Origin of the sequence: Pseudomonas sp. SWRI99 (genome assembly GCF_014270125.1) — a bacterium.
Lineage (GTDB): Bacteria > Pseudomonadota > Gammaproteobacteria > Pseudomonadales > Pseudomonadaceae > Aquipseudomonas > Aquipseudomonas hamedanensis.
The window spans coordinates 19,544-42,203 of record NZ_JABWQR010000019.1 but is presented as its reverse complement, the minus strand read 5'-3'; the positions used below and the strand labels follow the sequence as shown (position 1 = coordinate 42,203).

At 60.0% G+C, this 22,660-nt stretch carries 19 protein-coding genes; 9 read left to right on the top strand and 10 right to left on the bottom strand.

Annotated elements, in window-relative coordinates; translation table 11 throughout:
- Positions 1-21: 21 nt before the first annotated feature.
- The 3 genes from cgtA to rplU form a co-directional block, all read right to left on the bottom strand.
- Positions 22-1,245, bottom strand: coding sequence for an Obg family GTPase CgtA (cgtA, locus tag HU743_RS16635; protein ID WP_016773122.1), 1,224 nt, complete (start codon positions 1,243-1,245; stop codon positions 22-24).
- 193 nt (positions 1,246-1,438) lie between these two features.
- Entirely contained in the window at positions 1,439-1,696 is a 258-nt protein-coding gene (gene rpmA, locus HU743_RS16630) for a 50S ribosomal protein L27 (RefSeq protein ID WP_003176049.1), read from the bottom strand.
- Positions 1,697-1,731: 35 nt separating this feature from the next.
- Positions 1,732-2,046: a 50S ribosomal protein L21 gene (rplU, locus tag HU743_RS16625; RefSeq protein ID WP_007950961.1), complete on the bottom strand. Its 315-nt coding sequence runs from the start codon at positions 2,044-2,046 to the stop codon at positions 1,732-1,734.
- A 240-nt stretch (positions 2,047-2,286) separates the two neighbouring features.
- On the opposite strand from rplU, the gene HU743_RS16620 reads away from it, so the two are divergent.
- The 3 genes from HU743_RS16620 to HU743_RS16610 all read left to right on the top strand — a co-directional run bounded on the left by HU743_RS16620 (position 2,287) and on the right by HU743_RS16610 (position 4,244).
- A complete protein-coding gene (locus HU743_RS16620) occupies positions 2,287-3,255 on the top strand; it encodes a polyprenyl synthetase family protein (protein ID WP_186546869.1) in 969 nt (322 codons plus the stop codon).
- Between the two features lie 185 nt (positions 3,256-3,440).
- Entirely contained in the window at positions 3,441-3,782 is a 342-nt protein-coding gene (locus HU743_RS16615; protein WP_186546868.1) for a zinc ribbon domain-containing protein YjdM, read from the top strand.
- Positions 3,783-3,986: 204 nt separating this feature from the next.
- On the top strand, positions 3,987-4,244 hold the full coding sequence (locus HU743_RS16610) for a hypothetical protein (protein ID WP_186546867.1): 258 nt from the start codon (positions 3,987-3,989) through the stop codon (positions 4,242-4,244).
- 143 nt (positions 4,245-4,387) lie between these two features.
- Here the strand turns inward: HU743_RS16610 and HU743_RS16605 are convergent, their stop codons facing one another.
- From HU743_RS16605 to HU743_RS16595, 3 genes are all read right to left on the bottom strand, one after another.
- Complete coding sequence (locus tag HU743_RS16605) at positions 4,388-5,005, bottom strand: FKBP-type peptidyl-prolyl cis-trans isomerase (RefSeq protein WP_016773117.1); 618 nt, start codon at positions 5,003-5,005, stop codon at positions 4,388-4,390.
- 121 nt (positions 5,006-5,126) lie between these two features.
- Positions 5,127-5,432, bottom strand: coding sequence for a DUF6482 family protein (locus HU743_RS16600; protein ID WP_186649883.1), 306 nt, complete (start codon positions 5,430-5,432; stop codon positions 5,127-5,129).
- A 138-nt stretch (positions 5,433-5,570) separates the two neighbouring features.
- A complete protein-coding gene (locus HU743_RS16595; RefSeq protein ID WP_090286455.1) occupies positions 5,571-6,059 on the bottom strand; it encodes a TIGR00645 family protein in 489 nt (162 codons plus the stop codon).
- A 165-nt stretch (positions 6,060-6,224) separates the two neighbouring features.
- On the opposite strand from HU743_RS16595, the gene HU743_RS16590 reads away from it, so the two are divergent.
- Positions 6,225-8,054 (top strand): hypothetical protein, encoded by a 1,830-nt coding sequence (locus HU743_RS16590; RefSeq protein WP_186649880.1) that lies wholly within the window; start codon positions 6,225-6,227, stop codon positions 8,052-8,054.
- Here HU743_RS16590 and HU743_RS16585 read toward each other — a convergent pair.
- Entirely contained in the window at positions 8,051-8,371 is a 321-nt protein-coding gene (locus HU743_RS16585; RefSeq protein WP_186546864.1) for a hypothetical protein, read from the bottom strand. The genes HU743_RS16590 and HU743_RS16585 overlap by 4 nt on opposite strands.
- 326 nt (positions 8,372-8,697) lie before the next feature.
- Complete coding sequence (locus HU743_RS16580; protein WP_186546863.1) at positions 8,698-11,136, bottom strand: ATP-binding protein; 2,439 nt, start codon at positions 11,134-11,136, stop codon at positions 8,698-8,700.
- 299 nt (positions 11,137-11,435) lie between these two features.
- Here HU743_RS16580 and HU743_RS16575 point away from each other — a divergent pair, with 299 nt between their 5' ends.
- From HU743_RS16575 to HU743_RS16560, 4 genes are all read left to right on the top strand, one after another.
- Positions 11,436-11,924, top strand: a complete 489-nt coding sequence (locus HU743_RS16575; protein WP_186546862.1) for a DUF3015 domain-containing protein — start codon at positions 11,436-11,438, stop codon at positions 11,922-11,924.
- Positions 11,925-12,182: 258 nt separating this feature from the next.
- Complete coding sequence (locus tag HU743_RS16570; protein WP_186649877.1) at positions 12,183-14,036, top strand: DUF4105 domain-containing protein; 1,854 nt, start codon at positions 12,183-12,185, stop codon at positions 14,034-14,036.
- Positions 14,037-14,256: 220 nt separating this feature from the next.
- Complete coding sequence (locus HU743_RS16565; RefSeq protein ID WP_186649874.1) at positions 14,257-14,613, top strand: hypothetical protein; 357 nt, start codon at positions 14,257-14,259, stop codon at positions 14,611-14,613.
- A 69-nt stretch (positions 14,614-14,682) separates the two neighbouring features.
- Positions 14,683-15,177, top strand: coding sequence for a GreA/GreB family elongation factor (locus HU743_RS16560; RefSeq protein WP_186622423.1), 495 nt, complete (start codon positions 14,683-14,685; stop codon positions 15,175-15,177).
- Here the strand turns inward: HU743_RS16560 and gdhA are convergent.
- Positions 15,174-16,511, bottom strand: coding sequence for an NADP-specific glutamate dehydrogenase (gene gdhA / locus HU743_RS16555; protein ID WP_186649873.1), 1,338 nt, complete (start codon positions 16,509-16,511; stop codon positions 15,174-15,176). The genes HU743_RS16560 and gdhA overlap by 4 nt on opposite strands.
- Positions 16,512-16,859: 348 nt before the next feature.
- A complete protein-coding gene (gene ettA / locus HU743_RS16550; RefSeq protein WP_186623954.1) occupies positions 16,860-18,524 on the bottom strand; it encodes an energy-dependent translational throttle protein EttA in 1,665 nt (554 codons plus the stop codon).
- Between the two features lie 285 nt (positions 18,525-18,809).
- On the opposite strand from ettA, the gene morA reads away from it, so the two are divergent.
- Positions 18,810-22,658, top strand: a complete 3,849-nt coding sequence (morA, locus tag HU743_RS16545) for a cyclic di-GMP receptor MorA (protein ID WP_186649870.1) — start codon at positions 18,810-18,812, stop codon at positions 22,656-22,658.
- Positions 22,659-22,660: the final 2 nt, after the last annotated feature.

The window sequence follows — 22,660 nt, the reverse complement described above, 5'->3', positions numbered from 1 at the left end:
GTTCAAGTTTATCGCAACAGATCAGTCACGCACGTAAATGATTTCCGGACCGTCTTCGTCATCCACATCTTCTTCGTCCCAGTCATCGTCGCCGATGTCATGGACCGACTTCACGCCGCTGCGACGCAGGGCACGCTTGTCATCCAGCGCTTGCAACTGCGCACGCGCCTCGTCTTCGATGCGCTGATCGAGATCGGCCAGCTCTTCCTTGTACGCAGGGTCTGCGGCCAGACGGTCGGCACGGTCTTCCATGTAACGCATGATGTCGTGGCACAGACGCTCGGTACCGATCTTGGCGATGGCCGAGATCACGTAAACCGGGCCGGTCCACTCCAGACGATCAACGATTTCCTTGACGCGGGCATCGTGCTCTTCTTCAAGAATCTGGTCGCACTTGTTCAGCACCAGCCAGCGATCACGCTCAGCCAGCGACGGACTGAACTTGATCAGCTCGTTGACGATCACTTCTGCCGCGTCCGGAGCACTGGAATCGTCCAGCGGCGCCATATCGACAAGGTGCAGCAGCAAACGCGTACGCGCCAAGTGCTTGAGGAAGCGAATACCCAGGCCGGCACCGTCGGAAGCGCCTTCGATCAGACCCGGAATGTCGGCAATGACGAAGCTTTTCCAGCGATCGACACTGACCACACCCAGGTTCGGCACCAGCGTGGTGAACGGGTAGTCGGCGACTTTCGGCTTGGCAGCCGACACCGAACGGATAAAGGTACTTTTACCGGCGTTCGGCAAGCCCAGCAGACCGACGTCGGCCAGCACTTTCATTTCCAGCTTGAGATCGCGCTGCTCGCCCGGCTTGCCCGGCGTGGTCTGACGCGGCGCACGGTTGGTACTGGATTTGAAACGGGTGTTGCCCAGACCGTGCCAGCCGCCCTGCACCACCATCAGTTTCTGACCAGCCTTGGTCAGGTCGCCGATGACTTCCTGAGTGGCAGAGTCGATCACCGTGGTGCCGACCGGCACACGCAGGATCAGGTCTTCACCCTTCTTGCCGGTGCAGTCGGTGCTGCCACCATTGGAGCCACGCTCGGCATCGAAGTGGCGGGTATAACGATAGTCGACCAGGGTGTTGAGGTTTTCGTCGGCCATCATGTAGATGGAACCGCCGTCACCGCCGTCACCGCCGTTCGGGCCACCGTTTTCAATGAACTTTTCACGGCGGAAACTCATGGCGCCATTGCCACCGTCGCCAGCCTTTACACGAATCGATACTTCATCAACAAACTTCATAACCAACGCCTCTCGCCGTACGGACGAGCCGAAAAACAATCAAGACATAAGACTCTTGCAAAAATGAGCGCAGCGACCCCAAAACACGACCTGCATCGCACGCCGACAGCCCATACAAACAGCTTTGCAAGAGACTCACCCCACAAACGAAAAAGCCCCGTCGCGAGACAGGGCTTTTCCAGCGATCTCGCAGTTAGGCTGCGACAACGCTCACGTAACGGCGGTTGAACGCGCCTTTTACTTCAAACTTGATCACGCCTTCGATTTTCGCGAAGAGGGTGTGATCCTTACCCATGCCTACACCGTAACCGGCGTGGAATTGGGTGCCGCGCTGACGCACGATGATGTTGCCCGGAATGATTTTCTGGCCGCCATACATCTTGACGCCAAGGCGTTTGGCTTCTGAGTCGCGACCGTTACGGGTACTACCACCAGCTTTTTTGTGTGCCATGAGTTCAATTCTCCTAGTGAGGAATTAGGCTGTAATTAAGCCTGAATACCGGTGATTTTGATCTCGGTGTACCACTGGCGGTGGCCCATACGCTTCATGTGGTGCTTACGGCGACGGAACTTGATGATGCGGACTTTATCGTGACGACCTTGGGAGATCACTTCAGCCACAACGGTAGCACCAGCAACAACTGGAGCGCCGATATTCACGTCGTCGCCATTGGCAACCAACAGAACGCGATCAAAGGTAACGGATTCGCCGGTAGCGACTTCCAGTTTTTCGATCTTCAGGTATTCACCTGGGGCGACCTTGTATTGCTTGCCGCCAGTAACGATTACTGCATAAGACATGGTATTTCTCCGATAATCCTGCTCACCCAGCTCTTTATAGGAAGAGGTATTGGCTGGCATGGCTGCATGGGGCTGGAAGGCCCGCTAGCAATTGCGTAAGGCAGGTGCTGCCCAGGAAGTTCAGGGTGCGCGATTGTACGCAAGCCGCCGTACGCTTGCAAGTAGCCGTCCATCGCGCCTTGACAGGTCCGGATGGGGGTCCTAGCATGCCGCGCAACCCTTCTGGAGCGACTCTCGCTGATGCAACCCCAAGCTTTCTACCGCGCGGTGGCGGACGATTTTAGCGCCGTCGACGGCATCATCAAGAAGCAGCTGACGTCTCGAGTGCCGCTGGTATCGAAAATCGGCGATTACATCACCTCGGCTGGCGGCAAACGCCTGCGTCCTTTATTAGTTTTGCTGTGTGGCAAGGCCCTGGGTCGCGAAGGCGACGATCTGCGCCTGCTGGCCGCCACCATCGAATTCCTGCACACCGCAACCCTGCTGCATGACGACGTCGTCGACATGTCCGGCATGCGCCGTGGCCGCTCCACCGCCAACGCCATGTGGGGTAACGCTCCGAGCGTGCTGGTCGGCGACTTCCTTTATTCGCGCTCGTTCGAAATGATGGTCGAGCTGGGCTCGATGCCCGTGATGAAAATCCTCTCCCAGGCCACGCGCATCATCGCCGAGGGCGAAGTGTTGCAACTGTCCAAGGTGCGCGACGCCAGCACCACCGAAGAAACCTACATGGAAGTCATCCGCGGCAAGACCGCGATGCTCTTCGAGGCTTCGACCCATAGCGCGGCGGCCCTGTGCGAGGCAAGCCCTGAACAGGCTGAAGCCTTGCGTACCTTCGGCGATCACCTGGGCGTGGCCTTCCAACTGGTCGACGACCTGCTCGACTACAAGGGTGACGCAGAAACCCTGGGCAAGAACGTTGGCGACGATCTGGCCGAAGGCAAGCCGACCCTGCCGCTGATCTACACCATGCGCGAGGGCACGCCTGAACAGGCGGCGCTGGTGCGCCAGGCGATCCAGAAAGGCGGGATCGAAGATCTGGAGAGTATCCGCATCGCCGTTGAAGCCTCCGGTTCGCTGGAATATACCGCGCAACTGGCCCGCGATTACGTAGCCCGTGCGATCAAATGCCTCGAAGCACTGCCAGCCAGCGAGTATCGCGATGCGCTGGTGGAACTGAGCGAGTTCGCGGTAGCCCGCACGCACTGATTGCGAGCTTTGTGGCGAGGGAGCTTGCTCCCGCTCGGTTGCGCAGCGACCGCACGGTCAACAGGGCTGCTTCGCAGCCCAGCGGGAGCAAGCTCCCTCGCCACAAAAGCCCCTCATCACCCGCCTCGCAATAAAACCCTATACAATGTGCGCCCTTTAGCCCTCCTGATACCCAAGGAATCTTAGTGAGCACGTTGCCACCCTGCCCGAAATGCAATTCCGAATACACCTACGAAGACGGTAGCCAACTGGTCTGCCCGGAGTGCGCCCACGAGTGGTCCGCCAGCGGCGAAGCCGAAGTGGCGTCCGATGATGCTGTGAAAAAAGATTCGGTCGGTAACGTTCTGCAGGACGGCGATACCATCACCGTGATCAAGGACCTGAAGGTCAAGGGCACGTCCCTGGTGGTCAAGGTCGGCACCAAGGTCAAGAACATCCGCCTGTGCGACGGCGATCACGACATCGACTGCAAGATCGACGGCATCGGCCCGATGAAACTCAAATCCGAGTTCGTCAGAAAAGTCTGAGCCTTGCGTCATCCATCCCGCGCCAGCCGTGGGATGGAGCTTCGCCTTCCCCGCTTTGCCTCAATGAATCCCTATTTTGCCCCCTTCGCGAGCAGGCTCGCTCCCACAGGACTCCCGCAGAAAAAATCACGATCCGCCAATAGGCACTTGCTATTTGATGAATAAGAATTATTCTCATTGAAACCTTTCAAGGAGATGAGACCCATGACTTATTTGATCGACGCCTGGCTGGATCGCCCACACCCATACCTCAGAATCCTTCATCGGGAAACCGGAGAGGTCTGTGCGGTGCTTGAAGAAGAAGCCCTGCATGAATTGCAAGACCAGGGGGATCTGGACGTCAGCAGCCTGAACTCCAGCGAGCCGCTGGTACTTAAGGAGTTGGTGCGCAATCTGTTCCTGTTCTGCTATGCCCGGGCGTTGCGCCCGACCACTGAGCTGCACAACAAGATTGAAATATGAAACGGCAACATGTCGGAGCGAGCCCTGTGGGAGCGGGCTTGCTCGCGAAGAGGCCATAACGTTCAACATCATCGTTGAATGACACACCGCCTTCGCGAGCAGGCTCGCTCCCACATTAGCCCATCATCGCGACAGGCTCGGGATTACAGAACGTCCAGCAGCTCGACGTCGAATACCAGAACGCTGTGCGGCGGGATGCTGCCAACGCCTTGAGCGCCGTAAGCCAGTTCGCTCGGCACGTACAGACGCCATTTGCTGCCGGCATTCATCAGTTGCAGGGCTTCGGTCCAGCCAGCGATCACGCCGCCAACCGGGAATTCGGCAGGCTGGCCGCGCTCGTAGGAGCTGTCGAACACGGTGCCGTCGATCAGCGTGCCGTGGTAGTGAGTGCGCACTTGATCTTCACGGGTCGGCTTGGCGCCGTCGCCCTGGGTCAGCACTTCGAATTGCAGGCCGGAGGCCAGGGTGGTGATGCCGTCACGCTTGGCGTTTTCAGCCAGGAATGCCAAGCCTTCGCCAGCAGCCGCTTCAGCCTTGGCTGCTGCTTCGGCCTGCATGATTTCGCGGATCACCTTGAAGCTGGCGGACATTTCTTCCTGGCCAACACGGCTTGGCTTGCCGGCGAAAGCGTCGGTCAGACCGGCCAGAATCGCGTCCAGGCTGACGCCCGGTGGCGGGTTGTCGCGCAGCTGGTCACCCAACTGACGGCCGATACCGTAGCTGACGCGGGTTTCGTCGGTGGACAGATTTACTTCGGACATGACACTGCTCCGCTGTGCGGACGGCCAAAAAGACTTGCCGTGCGTGCACAGCGCGTCCCGGCGCGCCCGGAACCAAAAGGGCGAGCAGACTAGCACAGATACCCAGGCATTGGGGCCGTGCCTACAGGGCCGAGCGCCAGGCCAGCGGTACTTTCAGACTTTCATTGATGCCACCGCCCAGGCCACACATTTCATCGTGCACCGAGGTATGGACCAGATTGAAGGGCAGCACCGGAAAAGCGTGCAACACGTCCCGCGCATGCTCGACCGAACGCAGGGTGAGAGTTTTCCCCAGCGGACCGTTCAACGGATATGCCGCCCCGTGCATCCGCGCTTCAAGCAGATAGATCCCGCCTTCCATGGAGATCAGATTCAATTCATCGACCTTGCCGGCGACGGCAAACGCATTCAACTCTTGCAGGTTCATGAGCGCACCTCACACCGTTGGCGAATCGTACCGTTACAGGGATAGGCCGACGTGCCTCAAAGCACAAGCCACAAACGAAACCGCCCGTCTGTTTCGCAACAGACGGGCGGTTTCCTTGCAGCCTTGATCGGCTGTCGATCAGTGCTTGGTGACCTTGTCGAGGTAACCCATGGCGAATGCCGAGATCACAAACGTCATGTGAATGATCACGTACCACATCAAGTGCTCGGGATCGACGTTCTTGGCATCCATGAAGATGCGCAACAGGTGAATCGAGGAAATCGCCACGATCGAGGCGGCGACTTTCATCTTCAGCGACGAGGAGTCCATGGTGCCCAGCCAGCTGAGCTTCTCTTTGCCCTCGTCGATGTCCAGTTGCGAGACGAAGTTCTCGTAGCCGGAAATCATCACCATCACCAGCAGACCGCCCACCAGCGCCATGTCAATCAGCGACAGCAGCACCAGAATCAGTTCCGATTCGGCCATCGCAAACACGTTGGGCAGGATATGGACGATTTCCTGGAAAAACTTCAATGCCAGCGCCAGCAGACCGAGGGACAGGCCGATGTAGATCGGCGCCAGCAGCCAGCGCGTGGCGTACATTGCATTTTCGATAAAGCGTTCCATTGAATCTCACACAAGGGGGCTGGAAATGGCGACGAGTATAACAGTCCCCTGTGACAGCCAGAAACCGCCGAAAAATCCGCCACCTGCGGGCGTGTGTGTGACAAAGTTTTTCTGCTAGTGTCCAAGTCATCGACAGCCCAGCGACAGTGGACAGGACGCGTGGAAATGGATGTGCGATTGCCAATGACGACCGCCGGAATCTGCCTTGCCCTGCTGGTGGGCGGCTGCTCGCCCGGCGATGAAAAGCACGTGGCGAAGCTCGAGGAAAAAACCGCTACATTCGAACAGTCACTGGACGCCATCGGCGATCCGAAGCTCAAGGACGCGATCACCGAACTCGGCGGTTCGCTGCTGTTGCTGGAAAGAGCCCAACTCAAGCTCGATGACATCGCGCCGCACACCGAATACGGCGCAGACGCCCTTGCCGTGCTAAAGCACTACCCTACTCCACAGGCGTTGGTCGATACGTTTATCAATGGCCTGTTCGTGCTGCACAAGGACGCCAGCTCCGATTACCTCACCGATCTGCAACCCGTGTTCCCCTTCAACCTGAACATCCCCGGCGGGTTTCTGTTCCCCCATGGCATCGAGTGGCGTTCGGTGACGCTGAGCAACAAACGCGTCATTGCCTTTCAGCCAGAGTGGTCGGAAACCGATCCCGGCATTCAGCTCAGCCCTTCCAGTTCCAACGTAACCAACCCCGATGACCTGACCGTGACCTACCCGTTCATCGACGGCCTCAACGTGGACAAAAAAAGCCTGCCGCAGCCGGTCAGCCTGCAAGGTGAGGTCGAAGTCATCGCGCCACGGCGCCTGTACAGCTTCGATCTGACGCACAAAGACGTTGGCCAGACTCGCACCCACGATAACCTCAGCGTCAAACTGCTCAAACTTGAAAAGAACTACGCCGAGGTCGAAGTCAGCAACAGCCTGCCGCTGGCCCCGGAAGTCGCCGAGACGCGCATCAATCCGCTGATTGTCCAGGCCCGCGACGCCAGCGGCCAGTATCTGGTACGCGCCGGTGCGATCAACGAAAGCCCGGAGCAGGTCGCGTTCTACCGCAAACAACTGGCGCAGTTGCAACAGCAAAAGAGCTGGAGCGATACGCTGGAGAAACAGCTCGGCGACGATCAGCAAGCCTTTGAAAAAGCGCATCCGCGTCGCTACAACAAGGTTTACTTTCACGGACCGATCGAAACGCTGGAAGTCAGCGTGCTCGATTTCTCCGCGGCGACGGTAACGCGCAAAACCCTGGACCTGCCGATTCGCACCTTCAACCCGCACACCACCGCAAAAGCCGTTCAGCCGTTGGACCTGCCGGTAGTGGTTTACGACGATCTGGCCGCAAACTGGCTCAAAGGCGCGGACCTGACGCAAGAGCAACTGAAGGCTGGCGTGCGTATCCATCAATCGGTGGAAGAGCCGAGCGCGGCGCGCATCGAGTTTTCCCACCGCCGCACCTTCAATGACGAATTGCTCGGCGATGAACTCAATCCCGGCGTCAGCCCGGTGACATTCTTTACTGAAAAGCGCGGCGGCAAACTCGACGAGCCGATCGAACTGCCGCCCGAGGCGTATCAGGTCGATCCGCTGCAAGCGACCATTACTTACGATCTGAACCTGTTCCCGGAAACCCCGGCGATTGCCGTGGGTTCGATGCCGTTGTTTCTGGCCACGATCGCAAAGCAGTCCCATGACGCCAAGTCATTGCCCAAAGGCCTGGCGATCAAGGACAACACGCTGGTGGTAGACCTGAAAGCGTTCCCGGCCAACGAGTGGCGTTTTTTCGTCAAGGATGACAGCGGCCACTATCTCAAGCAGATGCTGTCGGTCAGCCACGACGCCAGCGCAGAAGGCCCGGCGTTGCTCGGCGTGCACTATTTCTATGGCCACCCCACCCGCGTGGAAACCTATCAGCGCACCGACCTGACCACCGTGCAATACGGCTTCGAGGTCAAGCTCGACAAGGCGCCGGTGGACGAAGCGGCCCCTTAACCGTTGAGACTGCGCCCGCGGCCGCCATTGATCTGCCGCAACTGAGCTTGCAGGTGCAGACTCCAGATCTGCGGATCATCGGCCAGTTCGTAGCCATGCAGGGTCAGGCTTTCGACGATGGTGTCGAGAATCGACTCGGCAGCGACCGGCCCATGGAACGGGCCCTGGGCTTTGATCGCGGAAGGTTGTTCGCCGGCCATGCCGGCGGCGAAGAGCAGCGTCCAGAGGCCGTTATCGCCGGCCAACGGCTTGACGGCGCATTCGATCCGGGTCACCAGACCCAGGCATTGACGGGTGAGACAGAGGTTGCGCGACATGGCGGCGACCCTCGGTGAAGCCGGTATTCAGCCCCCACGGGAGGACTGGCTCGATCCAGTGATACTGTCGATATCCTTGACCTGAGAATAGAAGAAAAGTGTCCGGCGCACGCCAAATGAAACCAGAAGGCGCCGAATGGTCATTGTGTGAAGTTTGACGCCAGAGTAGTGGCGTTTTCCCCGAAGATCACCACAAAAAACAATTGAGGCAAAACAACTGTGGGAGGGGGCTTGCTCCCGAAAGCGGTATGTCAGGCAACAGATTCGTCAACTGATAGACCGCTTTCGGGAGCAAGCCCCCTCCCACAAAGTTCACTGCAAGCCTGTCAAGCCGGTTTCGCTTCGGCGAGGGCCTCCTGCGCCAGTTCTTTCTCGGCCTCCTTCAAGTCCTCTTCGCTGATCATCTCGGCAATGTCGCGCAGGCGCTCGACCACCCGTGCATTGATGCTGCCTTCCGGGAATTCGCCGTCGGCATTTGGCTCGCCCGCCGGTTCGCCGGCCAGCAGGCTAAGCGCCTCGTCGGCCTGACGCACGGCGTAGACATGGAATTGCCCGGCGCGCACCGCCGCCAAGACTTTCTCATCGAGCATCAGCGTGGCGACGTTGGCGTGCGGGATGATCGCGCCTTGCTCGCCGGTCAGCCCGCGTGCCTCGCAGAGACGGAAGAAGCCTTCGATCTTCTCGTTGACTCCGCCGACCGCCTGCACTTCACCGAACTGGTTGATCGAGCCGGTAATCGCAAAACACTGCTTGAGCGGGGTTTTCGACAGCGCCGAGATCAGCGTGCACGCCTCGCCCAGCGATGCACTGTCGCCATCGACGTAACCGTAGGATTGCTCCAGCGCGATGCTTGCGGAAATCGCCAGCGGGAATTCCTGCGCGTAACGGCTGCCCAGGTAACCAGTGAGGATCATCACGCCTTTGGAGTGGATCGGCTGGCCGAGGTTGACCTCGCGCTCGATGTCGACAATGCCGCTGCCGCCCGGGTAGACCGTGGCGGAAATCCGCGCCGGTACGCCGAATGCAGAGTCGCCGACCTCAAGCACCGTCAGGCCGTTGCACTTGCCGACTGCCGCGCCGTCGGTGTCGATGAGGATGATTCCGGCAAGCATGTCGTCGAGAATCCGCGCCGATACGCGCCCGGTGCGGGTGGCCTTGGCTTTGAGCGCGCGTTCGATGTGGCCGGCATCGGTCATTTCATCGCTGGCCAAGTGACGAATGAAATCCGCCTCGCTGACCAATTGGAACAGGTCGCCAATGCGCGCCGACAAACGCCCCTGATGCTCGGCCAGCCGCGCGCTGTAGGTCGCCAGGCGCGCCACCGCATCGGCCGTCAAAGGCGCCATGCCTTCTTCCGAGGTGCGGGTTTTCAGCAACTGGGCGAACTGCTCGAGGCTTTCATCGACCATCGGAATGTCTTCGTCAAAATCGACCAGCACGCGGAACATTTCCTGGAAGTCCGGATCGAGGTCCTGCAGCGTGTAATACAACTGACGCGCACCGATGATGATGACTTTGACCTGCAACGGAATGTGCTGCGGGTTGAGGGTCACGGTGGCGAAACGGCCCATCTCGCCCAGCGGCGATTCCATTTTCAGCTTGCGCGATTGCAGGGCGCGCTTGAGCGCATCCCACACGAACGGCTCGCTGAGCATTTTTTCCGCTTCCAGAATCAGGAAGCCGCCGTTGGCCCGATGCAGTGCGCCCGGGCGTAGCTGCCGATAGGTGGTGTAGAGCGCGCCCTGGTCGGTGGTGTACTCGATGCGGCCGAACAGGTTTTCGTAAGTAGGGTGCGGCTCGAACACCACCGGCGCGCCACCGCTGGCCGGATGACCGACCACCAGGCTTGGCGCGTATTGCTCTTCGAGTAACTTGCGGGCGACGGCATCGGTCTTGCTGTCGTCGACCAGTTGCTCGACCACGGTTTTCAACAAGTAAACCTGCATCGCCTGCAAGTACCCGCAGACGGCAGCGTTTTCAGCGTATTTTTCCGACAGCGGCGCCAGCAATGGCTGCAAGGCCAGCGTGATGGTCTCTTCGTTGAGCTGGCGCAGTTGATTGTTTGATTCGCGCTTCCACTGCGGCAGGCTGGCGAGTTCTTCGTTCAGGCGCTCTTCGAGGCCGGAAATATCCGTGTGAAAACGCTCGCGCTCGGCTTCCGGCAACTGGGCAAACTCGGCTTCGTCCAGCGCTTTGCCTTCAAGCATCGGCGTGAAGGCGATGTTGCTGCTGTCGCGGTACAGGGCGACGTCTTTTTCCAGGGCCAGGCGCTCGATGATATCCAGCGCCTTGTCGTAGCGCTGGTTGAAGGCGCGGTCGATGGCGCTTTTCTTCTGCTGGTAGGACGGATGCTCGAAGACCGCCGGAAAAGTCGCCAGCAGGTTGTCGATAAGACCGTTGATGTCGCCGATGAACGAGGCGGCGCTGCCGGACGGCAACTCCAGTGCGCGCGGTTCGCGCGGCTCATCGAAATTGTTCACGTAGACCCAGTCTGCCGGGGTCTGCAGGCGCTTGCCTTCGGCCTTCAGGTAGCGTTTGACGAACGAGAAGCGCCCGGTGCCGGGCTCGCCCATGACGAATACGTTGTAACCGGGGCGTGGCATGGCCACACCGAACTGCAAGGCTTCGACCGCACGTTCCTGGCCGAGCACACCGCGAAAGGGCTCCAGATCATTGGTGGTAGTGAAGCTGAACTGTTCAGCGGAAAACGGACGAGTCAGCGCTTCGGGCGCAAGACGCAGGCTGGCAGCAACAGGATCAGGCATCGGGCTTCCTTAACAATCAGGCGGGGCAAGTAGCGGCATTCTGGCGCTGCCCGTGCCCTACTGGCAAGGCGCGCCACCAACAAAGCATAGACAAGTGGCCGGGCCTGCGACGCGCCCCTTGAAACCGGGGTTTATTCCAAATATTTTGTAAAAAATCACGGAACCGCTGGAACGTGCCTAAACTCCAAACTGCGCGGCTGGAACTAATACCGGCCCCCTGACACTTTTGGCGCTGTCGCAGACCGCGTCAAAAGGGCCAGAACCCTGTCCATTGGTATGCACATAAAGAGAACAAAGCTATGAAACGGATTCTTCTCGGTACTCTCTTCACCGCTGTATCCATCAACGCAATGGCGCAAGCCCCGGGCGGCCCGGATTGCGGTTGGGGCAACATGCTGTTCGAAGGTCAGCGTGGCACTCCGGCGCACTTCCTTGCTTCTACCACCAACGGCACTTCCGGTAACGCCACGTTCGGTATGACTTCCGGCACCAACGGTTGCTCGACCAACGCGTCGCTGACTTATGGCGGCAAATCCTGGTTCGCCATGAATGGCATGATGAACGAGCTGTCCGAAGACATGGCCAAAGGCAACGGCGAAGCGCTGACGACTTATGCCGTGGTACTGGGCGTAGCACCGGAAGATCGCGCGCACTTTGCGCAAGTGACTCACCAGCACTTCCAGCAGATCTTCAGCAAAGCTGACGTGACCGCTGAAGACGTGCATACCAACACCCTGGCGGTACTCAAGGCAGACCCACGTCTGGCCAAGTACGCAACTCAGGCTTAAGCTCGACCCCACCCGCTTCTTTCGGGAAGCGGGTTTTATTTTTTATGGCCCGCCCTTTTTTAGCGATGCCAGCTCAGTCGAAGACATGCGCTGTACCCTGTGGCGAGGGAGCTTGCTCCCGCTGGGATGCGAAGCGGCCCCGCTCTTGAAAAAACAGGGAGCGCTGCGCACTCCAGCGCGAGCAAGCTCGCTCGCCACAGCGGCTGAACGGTATTTACGGCTTGGGATCTTTGTTTTTCTTTCGATAAGTTGCCACCTATGCTCAAACGCCTTGCCTGGCTGGCGCTCTGTGTCTGCGCCCCGCTGTCCGCCGCGCCTCACATCGATCCTCAACGTTTGCAGCAACTGGCCAACGACCGCTTCTGGATTTCCCTCGGTCATTACGAAACCGCCAAGCTCGGCGGCTGGCGCAGCTATGTCAGCGATAAAAAGTTCTTTCTGGCGCCCGATGGCAACGAGCATCCCGAGCGCGAACTCGCCGCCACCGTGCAGGCGTTGTACGCCCCGGCCAGCCTCGGCGAGCAACACGCGCAATGCGTTTACCCGGCGCGTACGCGCTGGCTGAAGGCGCAGCTCAACCTGACCGATCTGCCGACGCCGGCCTGCGTCGAGTACAAGAAATGGTTCAAGGACGTCTCGCCGCACAGCGCAGTGATGATTTTCCCGGCGGCGTATCTCAACAGCCCTTCGTCGATGTTCGGCCATACCCTGCTGCGCATCGATCAGGCCGACGTGCAAGCCGACAAGACTTCGCTGCTCAGCTACGCAATCAACTTCGGCGCCTATATCGAAGGCTCCGACAACAGCATTCTCTATGCCTGGAAAGGCCTGATGGGCGGCTACCCCGGGCTGTTCGCGCTGGTGCCCTATCAGGAAAAACTCTCCGAATACCGCAGCCTGGAAAACCGCGACCTGTGGGAATACCGGCTCAACCTGACTCAGGAAGAAACCGCCCGCATGGTCGAGCATGTGTGGGAGTTGAAGCAGATTCAGTTCGACTATTTCTTCTTCGATGAAAACTGCTCGTATCGCTTGCTCGAACTGCTGCAAGTGGCGCGGCCGAGCCTGCGCCTGACCGAACAGTTCCCGCTGACCGCGATCCCCACCGACACCGTCAAAGCGGTGAAAGAGGCCGGACTGGTCGAGCACATCGAATACCGGCCGTCTCGCGAGCGTGAATTGCTCAGTCGCGCCGAGCCGTTGAGCGACGACGAACAGCAGTGGGTGCTGAAAGTCAGCGCCGATCAACAAGTCTTGCAGGAGGCGACGTTCAAAGCGCTGCCCCGCGATCGTCAGGCGTTGATCGTCGATGCCGCCTATCGCCTTGAGCGTTACCGCGCCAACGGCCAGGAACGCGACCCGCAACGAGCGCAGCGCAGTTTCGAACTGTTGCGCGCGATCAACAAAAATCCGACACCGGAGCTGGACATCCCGCAGCCCGGTCTGCCCGAAGACGGCCATGAATCTCGCACCTGGCAGGCTGGCCTCGGTACTCGCGGCGATCGCGCGTTTGGCGAGTACGGCTTGCGCATGGCCTATCACGACCTCAACGACAACGCTGAAAGTTTCCCCCTCGGTGCGCAGATTGAAATCCTGCAGTTGAAACTGCGCCAGTACGAAGGCAACGACTGGCAGTTGCAACAACTGGATCTGGCGACGATTCGTTCGCTGACACCGCGCAACGAGCTGCTGCAACCGTGGTCGTGGCAAGTTACCGGCGGTCTTGAGCGGGTGCCCGGCAAGCATGATGACGAAACGCTGGTCAGCCACGTCAACGGCGGCGGCGGCGGTACGTGGCAGTTAGGCGAAGACGTGCTCGGGTTTGCCCTCGGCACGGTGCGGGTGGAACACAACAATGACTTCGCCGAATTCGTCTCCCCAGCGGGCGGTTTCAACACGGGCGTGCTGTGGAAAAACCCGCTGGGCAACTTGAGCCTGGAAGCCAAGGGCGATTATTTTTTCAACGGTGAAGTGCGCCGCAGCCTGAGCCTGAATCAGCAGTGGGAACTGTCGCGCAACCTGGGATTGCGTTTGAGTGCGCAGCGCGAGTTCAGCCAGCTCGCCAGCCCTGAGACTGAAGTCATGCTGGAAGTGAAGTGGTATCACTATTGATCCAGAACACAGCACAAATCCCCCTGTGGGAGCGGGCTTGCTCGCGAAGGCGTCGTGTCAGGCAACTCAAATATTGACTGGCACACCGCTTCGCGAGCAAGCCCGTTCCCATATTTGCATTTGTGCTGTTCAACAAATTACTGACATGCCTTTCACCAGCGTCCGACCAATCCCCTTCTAGACTTCCCTTATCAGTCAAAAACCGGCGCGGGAGAATGCGATGTGGCGGTGCGTGAGTGTGTTGGGCGTTTTACTGGTGCTGGGCGGTTGCCAGACCACTCATGAAGATCTGATCGCCAAGGGTTATCCACCCGCCTTCGCCGACGGTTTTGATGACGGTTGCATCAGTGGCCGCCAGGCGGCCGGCTCAATCAGCGGCGAATTTCGCAAGAACGTGCCGCGCTATCTCAAGGACGAGCAGTACGCCGAAGGCTGGAGCGACGGTTTTCGCCAGTGTCAGGCGATGCTCGAAAACCGCGATCGCGAGCAATATCGCAACGCGCATTGGGACGAGCGCGAGCGCGCCTGGCAGCAGCAGAAAGACCAGGACGCCGGGCGGGCTTATCGCTCGCCCTAGGTCGCTGGCAGATATCCGGTGAAACCAAATACCTGCGAGCATGGCCCAAACCTCATAGAGGAGGACACCATGAGCCGCGCTTTTGTTAACGAAGATAACGCCGCCGCACAAGCCGATCAGCCCGTCGAGCGTCAGGTCAGCACGCAGCCCAATTACGTCACCCCACAAGGGCTGGCGCAATTGCAGGCGAAAGTCGCCGAGCTGCAAACCTTGCACGCCGAGCAAACCGCCAGGGGCGAACAGGCCGACAAACAGCGGCTGGCGGATTTGCAACGGGATCTGCGCTACTTCACTCAGCGCCTGAGCAGTGCCCAAGTGGCGCTTGCCGCGACCTCGACCGACAAAGTGCAGATCGGCAGCCGGGTGACTTTCGCCGACGAACACGACACGGAACATCGTGTGCAACTGGTCGGTGAAGATCAGGCCGACGCCAGTCAGGGCCTGATCAATTGGGCTTCACCGCTGGGCCGGGCCTTGCTCGGCGCCCGGCGCAACGATGAAGTGTTGTGGCAGCGTCCTGCCGGCGATCAATTGATTGAAGTGATCCGCATCGAACCGGCTTAAACCACGCCCTGGGCCAGCATCGCATCGGCGACTTTGACGAAACCGGCGATGTTCGCGCCTTTGACGTAATTGACCTGGCCGTTTTCGTCGCCGTAATGCACGCAGGCGTGGTGGATCGACTGCATGATCGCGTGCAGCTTGCTGTCCACCTCGCCCGCTGTCCACAGCAGACGCATGGCGTTTTGCGACATCTCCAGACCGCTCACCGCGACGCCGCCTGCATTGGAAGCTTTGCCCGGCGCAAACAAAATCCCGGCCTCGATAAAGATATCCACAGCCGCAAGCGTAGTCGGCATGTTCGCGCCCTCGGCCACACAGACGCAGCCGTTGCGCAGCAATGTGCGTGCGGCGTCGGCGTCGAGCTCGTTCTGCGTGGCGCATGGCAACGCGATGTCGCACGGCAGCGACCAAGGATGCTGTGCGGCGCGGAACTCCAGACCATGGGCGTCCGCCAGTTCACTGATGCGCCCGCGTTTGACGTTCTTCAATTCCAGCAGCGCCCGCCACTGCTTCTCGGTCAATCCGGCTTCGCAATACAACGTACCTTCAGAGTCGGACAGGGAAATCACCTTGCCGCCCAGGTCCATTACCTTGCGCGCCGCGTATTGCGCGACGTTGCCGGAACCGGAAATCGCCACGCGTTTGCCCTCCACGCTCAGCCCGCGTCGCTTGAGCATTTCCTCAGCGAAATACACGCAGCCAAAACCGGTGGCTTCCGGACGGATCAGGCTGCCGCCATAGGTCATGCCTTTGCCCGTCAGTACACTGGTGAACTGGTTGCTCAGGCGTTTGTACTGGCCGAACAGGAACCCGATCTCACGCGCACCGACACCAATATCGCCGGCCGGTACATCTACGTCAGCGCCGATGTGGCGATACAACTCGCTCATGAACGCCTGACAGAAACGCATGACCTCGGCGTCACTCTTGCCCTTCGGATCGAAGTCCGACCCGCCCTTGCCGCCGCCCATGGGCAGCGAGGTCAGGGAATTCTTGAAAGTCTGTTCGAAGGCGAGGAATTTCAGCACGCCCATGTTCACCGATGGATGGAAACGCAAGCCGCCCTTGTACGGGCCGATGGCGCTGTTCATCTGGATACGGAAACCGCGATTGACCTGGACCTTGCCCAGATCGTCGACCCACGACACGCGAAACACCACCGCACGCTCCGGCTCGCAGACGCGCTCCAGAATCCCCGACGTCAGGTAATGCGGATGGGCTTCGAGAAACGGCCACAGACTGCGCAGCACTTCTTCGACGGCCTGATGAAATTCGGGTTGATCCGGGTCGCGTTTTTTCAGGCGCGCAAGGAAGGATTCGACGGATTCGATCATGGGCAAAAGTCTCGGCAAATTTGTTGTCGTTGGAGGAGATTGAGCCGGACTGTAACAAACGCATTGCGCACAGGAATAGAGCAAAATGTCGCAGTTATGAAATTAAATGGTGCACAGGATATAAATCAGCGGCGTTTTTGGGGGATTTTGCACGGAACAGGGATTACCAATTCTGGTTTCGCACTATCAGGGATACCGCTATCGCGAGCAGGCTCACTCCTACAATTGGGAATGCGTTCCCCCTGTAGGAGTGAGCCTGCTCGCGATAGCCCCACCACGGTTCAGCTGAAAAAACTCAAAAAAAAAACGGAGCTCGAAGGCTCCGCTCTTTCTGCAACCAGCCCGATATCAGGCCAGTTTCTTATGACGTACCCGGTGTGGCTGGGCAGCCGCTTCGCCGAGGCGCTTTTTGCGGTCGGCTTCGTACTCGGTGTAGTTGCCTTCGAAGAACACCGCTTGCGAGTCGTCCTCGTACGCCAGGATGTGCGTGGCGACACGGTCCAGGAACCACCGATCGTGGGAGATCACAATGGCCGCGCCCGGGAAGTCCAGCAGGGCTTCTTCCAGCGAACGCAGGGTTTCCACGTCGAGGTCGTTGGACGGTTCGTCGAGCAGCAGGACGTTACCGCCCTCCTTCAGCGTCAGCGCCAGGTGCAGACGCCCGCGCTCACCACCGGAGAGGTCCTTGACGAACTTCTGCTGGTCGCCGCCCTTGAAGTTGAAGCGACCGACGTAGGTGCGCGACGGGATCTCGTAGTTGCCGATGCGGATCTGGTCAGAGCCGTCGGAGATCTGCTGGAACACGGTCTTGCTGCCGTCGAGGTCTTCGCGGCTCTGGTCGACGCAGGCCAGTTGCACGGTTTCGCCGATTTCGATGCTGCCCGAATCTGGCGTTTCCTTGCCCATCAGCATGCGGAACAGCGTCGACTTACCGGCACCGTTACCGCCGATCACGCCGACGATGGCGCCCTTGGGCATGGAGAACGACAGGTTGTCGATCAGCACGCGATCGCCATAGCCCTTGGTGACGTTCTTGAACTCGATGACCTTATCGCCCAGACGTGGGCCGGCCGGGATATAGATCTCGTTGGTCTCGCTGCGCTTCTGGAATTCCTGCGATTGCATTTCTTCGAAGCGTTGCAGACGGGCCTTGGATTTCGACTGACGAGCCTTGGCGCCTTTGCGCACCCACTCCAGTTCTTCTTTCATAGCCTTTTCGTGGGCCGACTGCTGCTTGGATTCCTGGGCCAGACGATCGGACTTGGCTTCGAGCCAGCCCGAATAGTTGCCCTCGTAAGGAATGCCCGCGCCGCGGTCGAGTTCCAGGATCCAGCCGGCGACGTTGTCGAGGAAGTAGCGGTCGTGCGTGATCGCGACCACAGTGCCCGGGAAGTCGTGGAGGAAATGCTCCAGCCACGCCACGGAGTCGGCATCCAGGTGGTTGGTCGGTTCGTCGAGCAGCAGCATGTCCGGGGCGGACAGCAGCAGACGGCAGAGGGCGACACGGCGCTTTTCACCACCGGAGAGGAATTCGACCTTGGCGTCCCACGCCGGCAGGCGCAACGCATCGGCGGCGACTTCCAGTTGGCGCTCAAGGTTGTGGCCGTCGCTGGCCTGCAGGATCGCTTCGAGCTTGGCCTGTTCGGCGGCGAGCTTGTCGAAGTCGGCATCCGGGTCGGCGTAGGCCGCGTAGACCTCGTCCAGACGCGCTTGCGCATCCTTGATCACGCTGACCGCTTCCTCGACCACTTCACGCACGGTCTTGGCCGGGTCCAGTTGTGGCTCTTGCGGCAGGTAACCGATGTTCAGGTCCGGCATCGGACGGGCTTCGCCTTCGAATTCGGTGTCGACGCCGGCCATGATTTTCAGCAGCGTGGATTTACCCGAACCGTTGAGGCCGAGCACGCCGATCTTGGCGCCGGGAAAAAAGGACAGCGAAATGTTTTTCAGGATTTCCCGCTTCGGCGGAACAACTTTGCCCAGCCGATGCATGGTGAAGACGTATTGAGCCATGGAGAACCTTGGGTCAGTGACAGATGAATGATTGCAGCACAGGCGATGCCTGGCCAGACCATGCGCGCCGTTCACGTGATGGTTATCAATGCGCGCGCGCGGAAAAAGTCTGAGTCTAGGAGCTGGAACGCTCCCGCGTAACCGGCAAAGCTACCTTAATGATGAAAGGCAGTCCAGCCGCGCAGGGCTGGCACTTCGCCACGACTCAAGGCATGCTAGCCGCCCTTTGGGCGTCCGGCTTATAGTGCACGTCGCGCCAGTCCAGCCAATCCGCAGGATCACAGCTTGTCCAATGTCAGTCCGCCCGCCTCTGTGAGCAGCGCCCAACCGGCGCCCGGCTCGCCCCTGCGCGGGACATTGAAGGGTGCGCTGGCGACTTTGGTGTTGCTGTTGCTGGCGTTATTGTTCTGGCAACTGCTCGACCAACTGCGCGAAACCCAGAAGAACCAGCGCCAGTACACCATCGATTACACCGCCGACCTGGCCGCCCAGGTCAGTCTGAACATGGCGTTGAACGCGCAGATCGCACTGAATCTGCTACCGATCGTCGAGCAACCGCAGACAACCGACGAACAGCAGGTGTTGCTGCGCAAGCTGCAGCAATCGCTGCCGGACCTGCGCAGCATGGCCTTGCTCAGCCCATCGGGAAAAATCATCAGCGACAGCGCTGCTGACAGCCCCGACGCCGACTATCTCGCCGAACTGGTGCGCCGCAGCCGCGCCCAGGCGCACTACTTCAGCAACGCCAGCGACGGCTCGGTGGTGCATCTGCTACTGCGCCAAGCCAGCGGCAGCACGCGCGGCTACTGGGCGTTGCGGTTGACGCCGACGTTCTTCGACTCACTGACCCAACAGGGCGAAACCGGCCTGCGTCCGCTGTGGCTGGTGGAAAACCGCGTCAACCAGCAAATCATCAGCCGCGACGACGCCCAGCCTTCGGCCAGGCCCGGGGTTTTGACCCCGGACGATCTGGCCAACACCGTCCTGACCGTGCCGCTGAGCAGCAGCGACTGGCAATTGCGTGGGCTGTTCGACCGCCAGCGCGTGCTCGAAGAACTGCTGCCGGCGTTCATCGGCAAATGCCTGCTGGGCCTGGCATTCTCAATGCTGCCGGTGATTGCGCTGCTGAACATGCGCCGTCGTCAGCGTCAGTTGCACGAAGGCCGGCGACGTTATCAGGATATTTTCGAAGGCACCGGCGTCGCCCTGTGCGTCCTCGACCTGTCCGGGCTCAAGCAGTTTTTTGACAAGGCGCAGATCCAGACCGGCGATCAGCTCAAGGCCTGGCTCGACCAGCCCCGCCAGCGCCAACAACTGCTGCAGGAGTTGCGCGTCACCGAGGTCAATCAGGTGGCGCTGCAACTGCTCGACGTCCATTCCTGCGACCAGGCCTGGCAGTTGCTGATCGACGGCCAGCCGCACCCGCACTGTGCGATCGGCAATCAGATACTCGATGCCGTACTGCTCCAGCAGAAACAACTGGAGCTGGAAATCAAGCTGCCGCACCCCAACGGTCGCGACCAACACCTGTGGATGGTGCTGCGCTTGCCGCAGGAGCAACACGACTATAAAGCGGTCATCCTGAGCATCAACGACATCACCAGCCGCAAGCTGATCGAATTGTCCCTGCTGGAACGCGAAGGTTTCTGGTCGGACGTGGTGCGCACCGTGCCCGATCATCTGTATGTGCAGGACGTGATCAGCCAGCGGATGATTTTCAGCAACCACCACCTCGGCCAGACCCTCGGCTACAACCGCAGCGAACTGCACCAGATGGGCGAGTATTTCTGGGAAATCCTTCTGCATCCGGAAGACGCCGACTATTACCATCGCTCACGGCAAATGCAGCGCCACGCCGGTTACAGCCAGTTGCTGCAATGCCAGTTGCGTTTCCGCCATCGCGACGGCAAGTGGCGGCGCTTCGACATTCGCGAACAGGCGCTGGCCCGCGACAAGCACGATCAGGTCACGCGGATCATCGGCGTGGCCAAGGACATCACCGAACAGATTGAAGCCAGTGAATCGCTGCGCGACAGCGAGCAGCGCTACCGCATGCTCGCCGAGAGCATCAGCGATGTGATTTTTTCCACCGACAGCAAGCTCTCGCTGAACTACGTCAGTCCGTCGGTGCAGGCGGTGCTGGGTTACAACGCCGAATGGATTTTCCAGAACGGCTGGCAATCGACCATCGCCAACCCGGGGCAACTGAACGGCATCTACAGCCTGATGGACCGCGTCAGCAAAGCGCTGGACAAGCCCGAGCAACTGGCCCTGCTGCGCAGTCAGGTGCAGACGCAATTGTTCCTGTTCGACTGCCTGCGTGCGGACGGCCGCAAGATCCCGATCGAACTGCGCCTGGTGCTGGTGTGGGACGAACACGGCGCGTTCGAAGGCGTATTGGGCGTCGGCCGTGATATCAGCCAGCAGCGCCGCGCGGAAAAAGACCTGCGCATGGCCGCCACGGTTTTCGAGCATTCAACCTCGGCGATCCTGATCACCGACCCGGCCGGCTACATTGTCCAGGCCAACGAAGCCTTCAGCCGGGTCAGCGGCTATGCCGTCAGCGAAGTGCTCGATCAACTGCCGAACATGCTCACCGTCGACGAACAGCAGGACGCACACCTGCGCTACGTGCTCAAGCAACTGCACGAGCACAGCACCTGGGAAGGCGAAGTCTGGATGAAGCGCCGTAACGGCGAGCACTACCCGGCGTGGGTCGGGATTACTGCGGTGCTCGACGACGAGGGCGACCTGGCCAGTTACGTGTGTTTCTTCAGCGACATCAGCGAACGCAAGGCCAGCGAACAGCGCATTCACCGCCTCGCCTACTACGACGCCCTGACCCATCTGCCCAATCGCACGCTGTTCCAGGATCGCCTGCACACCGCGCTGCAAGCGGCCGAACGGCAGAAATCGTGGGTGGTGCTGATGTTCCTCGATCTCGACCGGTTCAAACCGATCAACGACTCCCTCGGCCACGCCGCCGGCGATCGCATGCTCAAGGACATGGCCACGCGCCTGCTGGCCTGCGTCGGCGAAGACGACACCGTGGCGCGCATGGGCGGCGATGAGTTCACCCTGCTGCTGCAACACCGTTCAAGCCGCGAACTGGCCCTGAACCGGGCGATCCACGTCGCCGAGCAAATCCTCGGCAGCCTGGTGCGCCCGTTCGTCCTGGAGGGTCGCGAGTTCTTTGTCACCGCCAGTATCGGCATCGCCCTCAGTCCGCAGGACGGCAACGAACTCAGCCAGTTGATGAAGAACGCCGACACGGCGATGTACCACGCCAAGGAGCGCGGCAAGAACAACTTCCAGTTTTATCAGGCCGACATGAACGCCAGTGCACTGGAGCGCCTGGAGCTGGAAAGCGATTTGCGCCATGCCCTGGAGCAGAACGAATTCGTCCTGTATTACCAGCCGCAGTTCAGCGGCGACGGCAAACGCCTGACCGGCGCCGAGGCGCTGTTGCGCTGGCGGCACCCGCGGCGCGGGCTGGTGCCGCCGGGCGACTTCATTCCGGTGCTGGAAGAACTCGGTCTGGTGGTCGACGTGGGCGACTGGGTGATCAGCGAGGCCTGCCGGCAACTGAAAACCTGGCATCAGAACCGCGTGCGCGTGCCGAAGGTGTCGGTGAATATTTCCGCACGGCAGTTCTCCGACGGCCAACTGGGCACGCGGATCGCCACGATCCTGCGCGAAACCGGCCTGCCGCCGGCCTGCCTGGAGCTTGAACTGACCGAAAGCATCCTGATGCGCGAAGTCAGCGAGGCGATGCAGATTCTTGCCGGACTGAAAAATCTCGGACTGAGCATTGCGGTCGATGACTTCGGCACCGGTTACTCGTCGCTGAATTATCTCAAGCAGTTCCCGATCGACGTGCTGAAGATCGACCGCACCTTCGTCGATGGCTTGCCATCCGGCGAGCAAGACGCGCAAATCGCCCGGGCCATCATCGCCATGGCCCACAGCCTGAACCTGGCGGTGATCGCCGAGGGTGTGGAAACCCATGAGCAACTGGACTTCCTGCGTGAACATGGTTGTGATGAGGTTCAGGGGTATCTGTTCGGGCGGCCGATGCCGGCCGGGCGGTTTGAGGCGCAGTTCAGCAATGATGCGCTCTTCATGTTCGATTGATG